The 13,455-nt window shown below is 74.9% G+C and carries 10 protein-coding genes; 7 read left to right on the top strand and 3 right to left on the bottom strand.

Translation table 11 applies throughout. The annotated features are described in order from the left end of the window. Window positions 1-111: 111 nt before the first annotated feature. Together ACFVXH_RS15980 and ACFVXH_RS15985 are read right to left on the bottom strand one after the other, a co-directional pair. A complete protein-coding gene (locus tag ACFVXH_RS15980; RefSeq protein ID WP_387823910.1) occupies window positions 112-1,518 on the bottom strand; it encodes a hypothetical protein in 1,407 nt (468 codons plus the stop codon). 192 nt (window positions 1,519-1,710) lie between these two features. Next, on the bottom strand, window positions 1,711-3,156 hold the full coding sequence (locus ACFVXH_RS15985) for a hypothetical protein (RefSeq protein WP_387823913.1): 1,446 nt from the start codon (window positions 3,154-3,156) through the stop codon (window positions 1,711-1,713). 293 nt (window positions 3,157-3,449) lie between these two features. Between ACFVXH_RS15985 and ACFVXH_RS15990 the strand changes: the two genes are divergently transcribed. Then, a complete protein-coding gene (locus ACFVXH_RS15990) occupies window positions 3,450-4,361 on the top strand; it encodes a LysR family transcriptional regulator (RefSeq protein ID WP_049651227.1) in 912 nt (303 codons plus the stop codon). Between the two features lie 27 nt (window positions 4,362-4,388). Here ACFVXH_RS15990 and ACFVXH_RS15995 read toward each other — a convergent pair whose 3' ends face one another. Continuing rightward, the gene (locus ACFVXH_RS15995; protein ID WP_387823917.1) at window positions 4,389-5,402 is read right to left on the bottom strand and encodes a hypothetical protein; all 1,014 of its coding nucleotides are present in this window, start codon (window positions 5,400-5,402) and stop codon (window positions 4,389-4,391) included. A 272-nt stretch (window positions 5,403-5,674) separates the two neighbouring features. On the opposite strand from ACFVXH_RS15995, the gene ACFVXH_RS16000 reads away from it, so the two are divergent. From ACFVXH_RS16000 to ACFVXH_RS16025, 6 genes are all read left to right on the top strand, one after another. Beyond that, entirely contained in the window at window positions 5,675-7,234 is a 1,560-nt protein-coding gene (locus ACFVXH_RS16000; RefSeq protein WP_387823920.1) for a DUF3604 domain-containing protein, read from the top strand. Window positions 7,235-7,305: 71 nt separating this feature from the next. Beyond that, complete coding sequence (locus tag ACFVXH_RS16005) at window positions 7,306-8,094, top strand: polysaccharide lyase (RefSeq protein WP_387823923.1); 789 nt, start codon at window positions 7,306-7,308, stop codon at window positions 8,092-8,094. A gap of 49 nt (window positions 8,095-8,143) precedes the next feature. Continuing rightward, a complete protein-coding gene (locus tag ACFVXH_RS16010) occupies window positions 8,144-9,706 on the top strand; it encodes an ABC transporter substrate-binding protein (RefSeq protein WP_387823926.1) in 1,563 nt (520 codons plus the stop codon). 126 nt (window positions 9,707-9,832) lie between these two features. Continuing rightward, a complete protein-coding gene (locus ACFVXH_RS16015; protein WP_387823929.1) occupies window positions 9,833-10,792 on the top strand; it encodes an ABC transporter permease in 960 nt (319 codons plus the stop codon). After that, window positions 10,789-11,634 (top strand): ABC transporter permease, encoded by an 846-nt coding sequence (locus ACFVXH_RS16020; protein WP_387823932.1) that lies wholly within the window; start codon window positions 10,789-10,791, stop codon window positions 11,632-11,634. Before ACFVXH_RS16015 ends, ACFVXH_RS16020 begins: the two co-directional genes overlap by 4 nt. Continuing rightward, window positions 11,631-13,448 (top strand): dipeptide ABC transporter ATP-binding protein, encoded by a 1,818-nt coding sequence (locus ACFVXH_RS16025; RefSeq protein ID WP_387823935.1) that lies wholly within the window; start codon window positions 11,631-11,633, stop codon window positions 13,446-13,448. Before ACFVXH_RS16020 ends, ACFVXH_RS16025 begins: the two co-directional genes overlap by 4 nt. Window positions 13,449-13,455 lie beyond the last annotated feature (7 nt).

The following is a 13,455-nucleotide window of genomic DNA, read 5'->3' on the forward strand; positions in this document are numbered from 1 at the left end:
TTGAGGAGAGCCAAGCGTCGTACGGATCATCGGTCAACGACCGGCGGCGATCTCGGGTGGAAATACGCCACCGGTCGTATGCCATAAGGGAGATGAGTGGCGGTCAGGCCGTCACAGGCGGCGGAGGAAGGCGTCCGTGACGGCGTTGGTGTCCCCCGGGACCAGGTCGCCGTCGTCGGCGGTGAAGAGCACCGCGTCTCCGGTGGCGTCCACGGACGGACTGTAGGAGGGGGAGGTGCTCGGCGCGCCGTCCCGGGTGAGGCTGACCCGTTCGATCCGGCCGGTCCACAGGTCGCGGCGGTAGACGCTGCTCTGGTTCCTGACGTCGTCGGGGAGCAGGTTGCCGGCGGAGGAGTCGAAGTAGACCCAGCGGTCGTCGGCCGTCATGACGGCGCCGGAGGAGGACCCGTTCGCCGTGGTGCCCGGCAGGCCGGCGCTGACCTCGGTGACCTTGCCGGTGGCCAGGTCGTGGACGTACACGTCCAGCCGGACGCCGCCGTGGCCGGGCAGGCCGGTGCCGTAGACGGCGACGCTGTAGACGGCGTAGCGGCCGTCGGGGCTGATCCGGCCGTCGCTGCTGCCGCTCAGCTGCCCGGTGCCGTCCACGCTGCCGGCGACGATCGTGCCGGTGGCGGCCTTCCAGACGTAGGAGGGGTGGTGCATGGGCCCGCCGGTCACTCCCGGCGACCCGGCGTCGGAGCCGGTCTCGTCGGAACCGGGGCCGGCGGGGGTGGCCGCATCCTCCGGGAGCAGGTTGCCGGCCCGGGAGGTGAAGGCGATGGCGGAGCCGTCCGCGCTGATCATCGGATCGAGGGAGTAGTTGCTGGCGGGCTCGCCGTCCGCGCCGACGGTGACCAGGCGGCTGGTGCGGGTCCAGCGGTCGGTGACGTAGATGTTGTTCCTGCCGCGCCGCACGGGGCCCGGGGCGAGGTCGGAGCGGTTGGAGACGTAGGCGACGTAGCGGCCGTCCCGGCTGATGCTGGGGCTGGTGGATCCGAAGCCGCTCTGGTCCTCGGCGCCCGGCAGGGCGGCGGCGGTGACCAGTTCGGTGTGCCCGGTCCAGCGGTCGCGGACGAAGACGTCGCTGGGGTGGGCCGGCTGGCCGGGCACCACGTTGGTGGCGGTGGTGCTGAAGGCCACGTACCGGCTGTCGGCGCTGATCGAGGCGTCGGTGGTGGGGGCGTTCAGCGGGGAGCCGTCGTCGGCGACGCTGACCTTCTCGACGTGGCCGTTGCGCAGGTTGCGGACGTAGACCTCGTCGGAGTTCGGGGTGCCTGTTCCGGGCAGCAGGTTGGTGGCGGCGGAGGTGAACAGGGCGGAGCGGCCGTCCTCGCTCAGTCCGAGTGCGGTCGAGGGGCCGTCGAGCTGCTCGCCCTTGGCGGTCTCGCTGATCCGGGCGGTGTCGCCCTTGGGCGGCTTGGCCTCGGCGGCGGGCAGCGCGGCGCCGGCGGCCAGGGCGGTGGCGGCCAGGACGGCGGCGGTCCGGGCCGGCCACCTGCGGGTGCGTGCGGTGGGCATGAGGTCTTCCTCCCCTGGGATCGCCCGGCCGGGCTCCCTCCCGGCGGCGGGCTTTCGCAGAGCCAACCGTCGGGAGGGCCGGTGGTCAACGGCCGGGGGTGGTCCCGCCGGGAAATACGCCAACGGGCGTATCCGGCAAGGGAGTCAGGGCGTCACCGAGGGAGTCGGGGCGTCACCGAGGGAGTCGGGGTGTCACAGGCGGCGCCGGAAGACGTCCGTGAGGTCGCTGTCGACGACGGGCGCCAGGTTGCCGTCCTGGGCGCTGAACAGCAGCGTCGTGTCGTCGGCGTCGACCTGCGGGAAGGAGGCGGAGGTGGTGCTCTGGGAGCCGTCGTGGGCGAGGGAGACCCGCTCGGTGTGCCCGCTGCGCAGGTCGGTGCGGAAGACGTCGGCCTGCTCGTTGGTGTCGCCGGGCACCAGGTCGGCGACGTCGGAGACGAAGTACACCCAGCGGTCGTTCATCGGCATCACCGGGTCGTAGGAGGAGTCGCGCGGGGTGGTGCCGGACAGCGGCTTGTTGACCTTGGTGGTCGTGCCGGTGGCCAGCTCGCGGACGTAGACGTCCTGGTGGCGGCCGTGCGAGCCGGGGCGGCCGCCCTCCTCGAAGACGGTGTAGGCCGCGTAGCGGCCGGAGGGGCTGATCCGCCCGTCGTTGCCGCTGTTGACGAACTCGCCGGCCTCGTTGTAGCTGGCGCCGGTGATCTTCCCGGTGCGGGCGTCCCAGACGTAGTACGGGTAGGCGCGGATGGCGGCCAGCTCGGCGCGGGCGGAGGCGGTCCGCGGGGCCCGCGCGGCCTCGGCGAGGTCCGTGCCGTCAGCGGGGTCCGCGGCGGAAGCGGCGGCGAGCGCGGGCGGGGTCTGCTCGGCCGGGAGCAGGTTGCCGGCCCGCGAGGTGAAGCCGATGACGGTGCCGTCCGCGCTGATCGTCGGGCGGAAGGAGTTGTTGTCGGCCGGGGTGCCGTCCGCGCCGGTGCTGACCACCCGGGTGGTGTGGGTCCAGCGGTCGGCGAGGAAGACGTTGAACTTGCCGCGGTGCACGCCGGGGGCGAGGTCGGTGCGGTCGGAGGAGTAGACCACGTAGCGGCCGTCGGCGCTGATGGCGGCGTTGAAGGCGTTGCGGATGCTCTGGTCGTCGCCCGCGCCGGAGACGCCGTCGCCCGCGGAGAGCAGCTCGGTGCGGCCGGTCCAGCGGTCCCGGACGAAGACGTCCGAGGGGTGCTTCGGCTGCCCGGGCACCGCGTTGGAGGCGTAGCTGCTGAACACCACGTACCGGCCGTTGCCGCTGATCGCCGCGTCGTTGCTGCCGTTGTCCAGGGCGGAGCCGTCGTCGGCGACGCTGACCCGCTCGGTGTGGCCGTTGCGCAGGTCCCGCACGTAGACGTCGCCGAGGACCCCGGCGCCGCCCGGCAGCAGGTTGGTCGCCGCCGAGGAGAACAGGGCGTAGCGGCCGTCGCCGCTCAGCCCGAGCGCGAGGGAGGTGCCGTTCAGCGGCTCGCCCTTGGCACCCTCGCTGACCCGGGCGGTGTCGCCCTTGGGCGGGCGGGCCTCGGCGGCGGGCATCGCGGCGCCGGCCACGGCCACGGCAACCAGGACGGCGGCGGTACGGGCCAGTCGGCGGCGGGTGCGTGCGGTGGTCATGGAACATCCTCCCCAGATGACGGTGCCGGGCCGTCGACACCCCCGTGGCCCGGTTGGGGAAGAGCCAAGCGCCGTGCGGGTGTCCGGTCAACGGACAGGAGCGATCTCGTCCGGAAATACCTCACCGGTCGTATCTCCGGCCGAAATCTCCCACGCCGGTACAACCGTCCCGCCGTACGGGGCGGATGGTTGGCGAACGGGAGCCGTCCTGCCCGGGCCCGCGCGGCCGTCGGCGGACCCGGTGGAACCGTGCTCCGGTCGGGTGCGCCGTGCCGCGCTGGCAGAATTGGTCCGTGATCGACGCACGACGGCTGCGGACCCTGCGGGCCGTGGCGGACCACCGCACCGTGACCGCCGCGGCGGCCGCCCTCTACCTGACCCCCTCCGCGGTCTCCCAGCAGCTGGCCGCCCTGGAGCAGGAGACCGGCCACCACCTGCTCGCCCGGGAGGGCCGGGGCGTGCGGCTGACCGCCGCCGGGGAGATCCTGCTCGGCCACGCCGACGTGGTGCTCGCCCAACTGGAACGCGCCGAGGCCGACCTCGCCGCGTACAGCGCGGGCGTCTCCGGGGAGGTGACGGTCGCCTCCTTCGCGACCGCCATCGCCTCCGTGCTCGCCCCGGCCGTCGGCCTGCTCGCCGGGCGCGCGCCCGGGGTGCGGCTCAAGGTGCTGGACGCCGAGGGCGACGCCAGCCTGCCGATGGTGCTGGACGGCCGGGCCGACCTCGCGGTGGCCGTCGAGTACCGGGGCGCCCCGCGCGCCGACGACGCCCGGCTGACCAGGGTGCCGCTGTACGCCGAGCCCTTCGAGGCCGTGCTGCCGCTCGGCCACCGGCTGGCCGCCGAGTCCGGCCCGCTGGCCGTCGCCTCGCTGGCCGACGAGCCGTGGATCGGGCCGTACCCGGGCAACCCCTGCCACGACGTGGTGCTGCTGGCCTGCGAGCACGCCGGGTTCCAGCCCCGGCTGCTGCACTCCTCGGACGACTTCCGGGCCGTGGTCGCGCTCGCCTCGGCCGGCCTCGGGGTGGCGCTGGTGCCGCGCTCGGCGCTGCGCGGCGTCGACCTCGGCGAGGTCGCGGTCCGCCCGGTGGACAGCGAGCTCGCCACCCGCCGGGTCTTCGCCGCCGTCCGGGCCGGCGCCGACGGGCACCCGCTGGTCCGGCCGGTGCTGGACTCCCTCGCCGAGGCGGCCGCCGCGGGCGCGTGAGCCGGGCGTCTCAGTCGCGGTCCGGCGTCATCGGTCCGTCACCGGGCCGCCGTCGGGGCGGACCCCGGCGAACTCGTCCAGGACGGCCACCCGCAGTTCGTGGGCGCCGTCCGCGCGGCTCTGCTCGTAGTAGAGGTACCAGCGGCCGCGGGCCGAGACGAGGTCGGCGTAGCGGACGTCCAGCCAGGGGCCGTCCGGGGTGAGGCGGTGCCAGGCGCGCAGGTCGGCGGAGGCGGCCAGGCCGCAGCGCTCCTCGTAGTTGCCGGCGGCGTCCGCCGAGCCGTCGTAGAGCGCGAGCCAGCCGCCCCGGCCATCGGGGAGGACGGTGGTGATCCGGGACTCGTAGCCGTCCCAGGCGCCGGCCGGGCCGACGTCCAGGGCCTCGGCGGCGCGGCCGGGCGGGGCGGTGAAGCGCAGCCCGTCCGGGGAGAGCGCGAGGGCGGTGGGCTGGACGGTGAGGCCGGTGGTGTGGATGTCGGCACTCGCGTGGGCGCGGGCCCGCTCCTCGGGGGTGAACGGCCGGGCCCGGGAGACGGTGGCGAACAGGTGGACGCCGGCGTCGGTTTCGAGCAGGTACGGGTCCTTGACGCCCTCGGTGCCGGTGGTCGCGGCGGTCAGGACGGGGGTGCGGGCGCCGGGGTCGAAGGAGTCGGGGGTGTCGGCGCTCAGGGCGTCGATGCGCCAGCGGTTGTCGGCCGGGTCGACGTGGCTGAGGTGGAGCAGGTAGCCGCGGTCGCGGCGCAGCAGGGCGAGGCGCTCCATCGAAGGGGAGCCCAGCTCGTCGCTCCGGACGGACCACAGGTCCCGGAAGGCGATGCCGTCGGTGCTCTCGGCGACGGCGCAGCGCCAGCCGCGGTCGGGCCCGCCCGCCGCGCCGCGCGGGCGGCGCTCGCGGTAGGTGAGCAGGAAGCGGTCGCGGTCCGGCTCGTACCGGACGCCCGGGCAGCCGGCCCAGTAGCCGGGTTCGGGGCGCTCGGGGGCGCGGACCAGGTGGGAGGCGCTCAGGTCGGGCGCGGCGGGCAGGGCGGCGGGGTGCGGCACGGGACCGTCCTTCGAAGGGGTCGGGAGGGGATGAGAAGAGTTTCTATCAGATCGATCAAAAGTCCGAGCGGCTTGCGGTAGGCCGGCCCCGGTCGGCTGGCCTGCGTCTTCCCGCTCCCACCTGCCGGATGTCTGTGAAGCCGATGTTTCGCCCGATGGCGATCGCACGACACCGACCGGCTGGGCCTTGACCGACCCCCGGAGATCACGGCTAGCTTCTTCTCAGAGTCGATCAAACACCGCCGACCCCGACCCGAGGAAGCCCCGCCCCGATGACCGCCCCCACCACCGACGCGCCCGGCTACGCCGGTCTGGGCCTGTACGTCGGCGACCTCCACAACCACTGCGGCATCAGCTACGGCCACGGGAGCATCGAGGACGCCTACGCCAACGCCCGGCTCCAGCTCGACTTCGCCAGCGTCACCGGCCACGGCTGGTGGCCCGACCTGCCCGAGCGCACCCCCGAGCTGGCCAGCCTGGTCGACTACCACACCGAGGGCTTCGCCCGGCTGGCCCGGCTCTGGGACCACGTCCAGGACGTCACCGCCGCCGCCCACGAGGACGGCCGCTTCGTCACCTTCCAGTCCTTCGAGTGGCACAGCCTCGCCTACGGCGACCACTGCGTGTACTTCGACGGCCCGCGCGGCGAGATCATCCGGGCGGCGGACCTGGAGCAACTGCGCGCCCGGCTCCGGGAGCTCGCCGCCCAGGGGGTACGGACCTGGGCCCTGCCGCACCACATCGGCTACGGACCGGCCCGCCGCGGCATCGACTGGGCCTCCTACACCGAGGAGTTCGCCCCGGTGGTGGAGATGGTGTCGATGCACGGCTGCGCGGAGTCCGACGAGGCGCCGCGCAGTTACCTGCACACCATGGGCCCGCGCGCCGCCGCCGGGACGGCCGTCCACGGCCTGCGGCTGGGCCACCGCTTCGGGCTGATCGGCTCCACCGACCACCACAGCGCCTTCCCCGGCAGCCACGGGCACGGCCGGGTCGCGGTCTGGGCCCCGGAGCTGACCCGCGACGGGATCTGGACCGCCGTCCAGCAGCGCCGAACCTACGCGATCACCGGCGACCGCATCCTGCTCGCCACCTCCGTCAACGGCGCCCCGATGGGCGCCGAGGCCCCCTCCGCCGACCGGCGCCGGATCCAGGTCACCGTCCAGGGCCGGGACGCGCTCGACCACGTCGAACTGCTGCGCAACGGCGTCCCCGTCCACCGGGTCAGCCGCCCCGAACTGCTCGCCCGCGCCGCCGCCGAGGACACCTTCACCGGCACCCTGGGCTTCGCCGTCGGCTGGGGCCGGCGCGGCGAACCGGTGCACTGGGACGTGGAGTTGCGGATCGAGGGCGGGCGGCTGCTGGACGTCCAGCCCCGGCTGCGCGGCGCGGAGACGGTCGCGCCCGCCGAGGCCGAGCCGGACACCTACCGGCCGTCCCACTGGGAGCGCACCGGGCCGGGGGAGGTCCGGCTGCGGACCGTCACCGACGGCAACCCCAACACCGCCACCGACAGCACCCAGGGCTTCTCGCTGCGGATCGAGGGCGACGAGCGGACCAGGCTGGTCGCCGTCGTGAACGGCGTCGAGACCGCCCACGCCGTCGGCGAGCTGCTGGCGGGCGCGCGGACCGGCTTCACCGGCGGGTTCGTCTCCGGCGCCTACCGCTTCGACCGGGCCGTGCCCGACCGGGAGACCACCGCCGAGTTCGAGCTGACCGACGAACGCCCCGGCGGCGACGGGGACTTCTACCACGTGAGGGTACGACAGGTGAACGACCAGTGGGCCTGGTCCAGCCCGACCTGGGTGGGACCGGCCGGCTCCTGTCGCTAGGGCCGGTTGATCCCGTCAGCCGGCCCCGACCACCGGTCGCCCGTACCCGAACCCGAGATGGAGAAGAACCCGTGTCCCGACTCCCCGGCCGCCTCGCCGGCGCCGTGCTCACCGCCGCCCTGGCCGTGACCGCCGCCGCTCCCGCCCACGCCACCGCTCCCGCACCCGCCTCCGCGGCCGTGACCGCCGCCACCGAGGTCTTCGCCGACGACTTCGAATCCGGCACCCTCGCCGCCTGGACCCGCCAGCGCGTCGACGGCAACGGCAGCATCACCGTGGCCCCCGCACCCGCCGGCGGCACCGGCCAGGCCGCCCGCTTCAGCGTCCCGAACGACGGCGCCTCCTACCGCTCCGAGGTCGCCGTCAACTCCCTCGGCTGGGGCAGCTACCGCTTCGCCCTCGCCGACTACCTGCCCGCCGACTGGGTGCGGACGTCCACCGAGACGATCCTCGCCCAGTGGCACGGCTACCCGCTCGCCGACGGCAGCGACACCAAGCCGCCGATCGCGCTGACCGTCAAGGACGGCAGCTGGCGGCTCAAGGTGCACTGGCTGACCGACCCGAGCACCGTCCAGGAGGCGGTGATCCCGCTCGGCGACGTGCAGTTCGGCCACTGGAACCAGTGGGCCTTCGACATCACCTGGTCCACCGACACCACCCCCGGCGCCGTCACCGTCTACCGGGACGGCGCGCAGGTCGGCGCGTACAGCGGCCTCAACAACTACCACCAGAACCAGTCGCCGTACTTCAAGACCGGCATCTACCGGGCCAACTGGAACCCGGCCAAGAACATCCCCTACCCGACCGGCGGCCCCGACGTGGTGGCCTGGAGCGACAGCGTCGTCGTGACCAGGTACTGACACCGCACCCGCCGACCGAGACCCCGAGAACCGAAGAGGTAGCACCACCATGAGCGACGCGGCCCGCCACCACGGCCTGCCCCGAAGAGGCTTCCTCGGCCTGAGCGCCGGAGCGGTCCTGCTGGCGGCGGGCTGCCGCTCCGCCACCGAGGACGCCGCCGGCGGGGCCGCCGCCCCCGCCACCGCCTCCGCGCCGGACCTCCAGATCGTCTACGGCGCCGCCCCCGACCCCACCCAGCTGCTCCACCGCGGCCCGGACACCCCGGTGTTCGTCAACCTGGTGCTGGACCGGCTGGTCGACCTCGACCCGCAGACCCTCCAGCCCGTGCCCTGGCTCGCCACCTCCTGGGAGTGGAGCGCCGACCGCACCAGGCTCGTGCTCAAGCTGCGCGAGGACGTCACCTTCCACGACGGCCGCCCGCTCAGCCCGGACGACGTCGTCTTCTCGCTCACCGGCGCGGCCAAGTCCTCCCAGGTCAAGCCGCTGCTGGAACGGCTCGCCGACATCCGGGCGAGCGCCCCGAACGAGGTCACCCTCACGCTCGCCAAGCCCACCAGCAACCTGTTCGACGCGCTGGCCTTCAACCCCGTGGTGGACGCCCGCAGTTACGTCGACGGCAAGGCCGCCGACAAGGTCAACGGCACCGGGCCGTTCACCTGGCAGGCGTTCAAGGGCGGCAACCAGCTCGACCTGGCCCGCTACGACCACTACTGGCAGAGCGGCCGGCCGCACTTCGAGCGGATCACCGTCCGGTCGGTGACCAGCAGCCAGGCCGCGCTGTCCGCCCTCCAGTCGGGGCAGTCCCACCTGATCGGCGCGGTGCCCGGGCGCGACCTCAAGGTGCTCGGCGGGAACCCGGCCTTCACCGTGCAGTCCGCCAGGTCCTCCTACCAGCAGGCCTTCCTCGGCGTGAACGTCACCAGCGGGCCCTTCGGCGACCGCCGGGTGCGCCAGGCCCTCCAGTACGCGGTGGACCGCGACCGCATCGTCGCCCAGGTGTACGGCGGCCACGCCGAGGCGAGCAGCCTGCCCTGGCCCTCCAACACCCCCGGCGTCACCCCCGACCAGGTCACCCGCTACCCGCACGACCCGGAGAAGGCCCGCGGGCTGCTCCGGGAGGCCGGCGCCGAGGGCACCCGGGTGCCGCTCACCGCCGCCAACTCGCCGGTCTTCGCCTCCCTCGTGGAACTGGTCAAGTACGACCTGGAGCAGGCCGGGTTCGGCGTCGACGTCCAGCTGCTGGACAACGCCGCGCTCCAGCCGAAGATCCAACAGGGCACGCTGGACGGGCTGTTCATCGCCAACCACGGCATGGTCAGCGTCTCCCCGCTGAGCGGGATCACCGTCTCCGGGCCGCTCCAGGTCGGCCGGAACACCTCGCACGTCACCGATCCCGCCTACGCCGACCTCCAGTCCCGTGCCTTCGCCGCCGCCGACGAGCAGGCCCGGGCCGAGGTCAACCACGACCTGTCCGAGTACCTGCTCACCGAGTCCTTCCACATCACCCTCGCGCACGCCTGGGAGACCTACGCCCTGGCCTCCTCGGTGCGCGGCGTGGCCACCAGCGCGCTCGGCTACCTGCGGCTCGACGACACCCGGCGCACCGCCTGACACACCGCCGGACGTACCGCCGGGCGCCAGCGCCGCGCCGCACCGGCGGACGCACCGCCTGACGGCCGTCCCAGGGCGACCCCCACCGCCCTGGGGCGGCTCCTCCGACCCCCTTGGAGTACCCCCGTGCCCTACTGGACCAGAAAGGCGGCCGGCGCGCTGGCCACGCTCTGGCTCGCCTCCGTCGCCGTCTTCCTGCTGCTCCGCCTCGCCCCCGGCGACCCGGTCTCCGCCGCGCTCGGCGCCGAGGCCGACCAGGAGCAGCGCGACCGGCTCGCCGGCAGCCTCGGCGTGGACCGGCCGATGCCCGTCCAGTACCTGGGCTGGCTGCACGGACTGCTCACCGGGGACCCGGGCAGCTCCTTCCACTACCGGGAGCCGGTCACCCGGCTGATCGGCCAGAGCGTCGGCAGCACCGTCCAACTCGCCCTCGTCGCCGGGCTGCTGATGCTGGTCCTCGGCCTGCTGCTGGGCGTCGCGCTGGCCGCCGAGCGCCGCGGCCGGCTCGCCCGGGCGCTCGACCCGCTGGCCACCGCCCTGCTCGCGCTGCCGGTGTACGTCACCGCCGTGCTCTTCGTCTTCGTCTTCGCCGTCCTGCTGCGCCTGCTGCCCGCCGGCGGCGAGCGGGACCTGTTCACCGCGCCGGACCTCGCCGTCCAGTACCTCGCCCTGCCCGCCGTCGCGCTCGCGCTGCCGGGGGCGGCGGTGCTGGCCCGGCTGCTCGCCACCGAGCTGCGCCGCACCCGCCAGGAGGAGTTCGTGCTGACGGCCGTCGCCAAGGGGGCCTCGCCCCGGCGGGTCCTGGCGCGCCACGTGCTGCCCAACAGCCTGGCCCCGTTCTGCGTCGAATTCGGCCTGCACCTGGGCGAGTTGCTCGGCGGCGCGGTGGTCGCCGAACAGCTCTTCGCCCGGCACGGCCTCGGCCAGCTGCTGCTGGACGCCATCAACCAGCGGGACTACCCGGTCGCCCAGACCCTGATCATGCTCGCGGTCGCCGTCGCCGTACTCGTCCAGCTCGGCTCGGAGCTGCTGGTCGGCCGGCTCGACCCGCGGATCGCCCGCGCCGGCACCGGGGAGGACCGGTGACCAGCACCCTTGCCGTACGCCGCCGCCGGCTCGCCCTGCCCGCGCTCCCGGCCGCGCTGCGCACCCGGCGCGGGCGCACCGGCGCGCTCCTCGTCCTCCTGGTGGTGCTGCTGGGGCTGCTCGGCCCGCTGTTCGCCGCCGACCCCTACCGGCAGGGCCCGGACGCCCTGGCCGGGCCGTCGGCGGCCCACCTGCTGGGCACCGACGAGGTCGGCCGCGATCTGCTCGCCCGGGCCCTGGCCGGGATCCGCACCGAACTGCTGGTCTGCCTGCTGGCCGTCCCCGCGGCCGCCGTGCTCGGCACCGCGCTGGGCCTGCTCGGCGGGCTGAACCGGCTGCTGGGCGAGGCCGTCCAGCGGCTGTTCGACCTGCTGCTCGGCCTGCACGGCGTCCTGCTCGGCCTCGCGCTCGCCCTGCTGGTGCGCCCGGGGCTGGGCACCGTGGTCGCCACCATCGTGCTCAGCGCGCTGCCCTCCTTCGGACGCCAGGCGCGGGCGGCCCTGCTCGCCCAGCTGGCCCGCGACCACGTGGTGGCGGCCCGGGTGCTCGGCGTGCCGCGCGGCCGGATCCTGCGCCGCCACGTGCTGCCGAACGTCGTCGACGCCACCACCGCGCTGCTGGCCGTCGCGATGGCGCACGCCGTCAAGACCGAGGGCGGCCTGAGCGTGCTGGGCCTCGGCATCCAGCCGCCCGCCCCCTCGCTCGGCACGATGATCAACACCGGCTCCAAGTACCTCTTCCTCCACCCGGGTTACGCCCTGGCGCCGGTCGTCCTGCTCGGCCTGCTGGTGTTCGGCCTGACCCTGCTCGCCGACTCGTTCAACCGGGAGAGACTGCGGTGACCACGACCGATGCCATCACCACCGTCGAGGCCCCGACCGCCGCACCGGTGCCGGGCCCGCCGCTGCTGGAGGTGCGCGGTCTGCGCGTCACGGCGGGCGGCGGCGAGGCGGTGCGCGGGGTGGACCTCACCGTGCGGCCGGGCGAGATCCTCGGCCTGGTCGGCGAGTCCGGCTCCGGCAAGACCCTTACCGCGCTGGCCGTCAACCGGATGCTGCCGCCGGGCTGCCGCACCACCGGCGGCACCGTCCGCTTCGACGGCACCGACCTGCTCGCCCTGCCCGAGCCCGCCGTGCGCGCGGTGCGCGGCCGGCGCATCGGCATGGTCTTCCAGGACCCGCTGGCCCACCTCAACCCCCGGATGCCGGTCGGCCGCCAGCTCGCCGAGGCCGCCCTGGTGCACGGTGCGAGCCGCCGCGAAGCCCGGGCCCGGGCGCTCGAACTCCTCGACCTGGTCGGCATCGCCGAGCCCGCGCGCCGCTACCGCGACCGGCCGCACGAGTTCTCCGGCGGCATGCGCCAGCGCGTGCTGATCGCCATGGCGATGGCCAACCGGCCCGAGCTGCTGATCGCCGATGAGCCGACCACGGCGCTCGACCCGAGCACCCGGGTGGAGATCCTGGACCTGCTGGTCCGGCTGCGCGACGAGACCGGCACGGCCGTCCTGCTGATCACCCACGACCTCGGCGTGGTGGCCCGCAGCTGCGACACCGTTCAGGTGATGTACGCCGGACGGATCGTCGAACGGGCTCCCACCGCAGGCCTGTTGGCCGCGCCCCGGCACCGGTACACCGCCGGGCTGCTGGCCGGCGTGCCCCGGCTGGACGGCCCGCCCGGCGCGCCGCTCACCGTCATCGGCGGACGCCCGCCGGCGGCCGGGGAGGCGCCCGCCGGCTGCGCCTTCGCACCGCGCTGCGCGGCCGCCGCCGACCGCTGCACGGACTTGGCACCGGAGTGGACCGACACCGGCGACTCCGGCTTCGCCTGCCATCGTCCGGTGGCGCAGGCGGTAGTGACAGAACGTCAGATTGTCGAGGCGCGACGGGCGGAGCGGGCCGCCGATCCCGTCCTGGTCGCCGAGGGCCTCACCGTCCGCTACGCCCGCCGCCGGCCCCCGGCGCTGGACGGCGTCAGCCTGGGCGCCGCGCCCGGCCGGGCGGTCGGGGTGATCGGCGAGTCCGGCTCCGGGAAGTCCACCCTGGCCCGCGCGCTGCTCGGGCTGGTCCGCCCGCAGGCCGGGACGGTCCGGGTGGACGGCCGCTCCTGGGCCGGGGCCGACCGCGCCGAGGAACGCGAACTGCGGCGCCGGGTGCAGCTGGTCTTCCAGGACCCGTATGCCTCGCTCAGCCCCCGGATGACGGTGCGCGAGGCGCTGGCCGAACCGCTGACGACCCACGGGCTGCGGGACCGCGACCCGCGCGGACTGTGCGAGCTGGTCGGCCTGCCCGAGGCGGTGCTCGACGCCCGGCCGCACCGGCTCTCCGGCGGCCAGCGCCAGCGGGTCGCGATCGCGCGGGCGCTGGCCGTCGGCCCGCAGGTGCTGGTCGCCGACGAGCCGACCTCCGCGCTGGACGTCTCGGTCCAGGCGCAGATCCTCAACCTCTTCGCCGACCTGCGCGAACAGCACGGCGTGGGGCTGGTGTTCATCTCGCACGACCTCGCGCTGGTCCGGCACCTCTGCGACGAGGTGCTGGTGCTGCGGCACGGCCGGGTGGTCGAACAGGCGCCCGCCGCCGAGCTGTTCGCCGCCCCCGCGCACCCGTACACCCGGGAGCTGCTGGCGGCCGCCGGCGCTCCCGAACCGCCCCGCCCATGACCGGACC

This window comes from Kitasatospora sp. NPDC058184 (assembly GCF_042883725.1).
In the GTDB taxonomy this organism is placed as follows: domain Bacteria; phylum Actinomycetota; class Actinomycetes; order Streptomycetales; family Streptomycetaceae; genus Kitasatospora.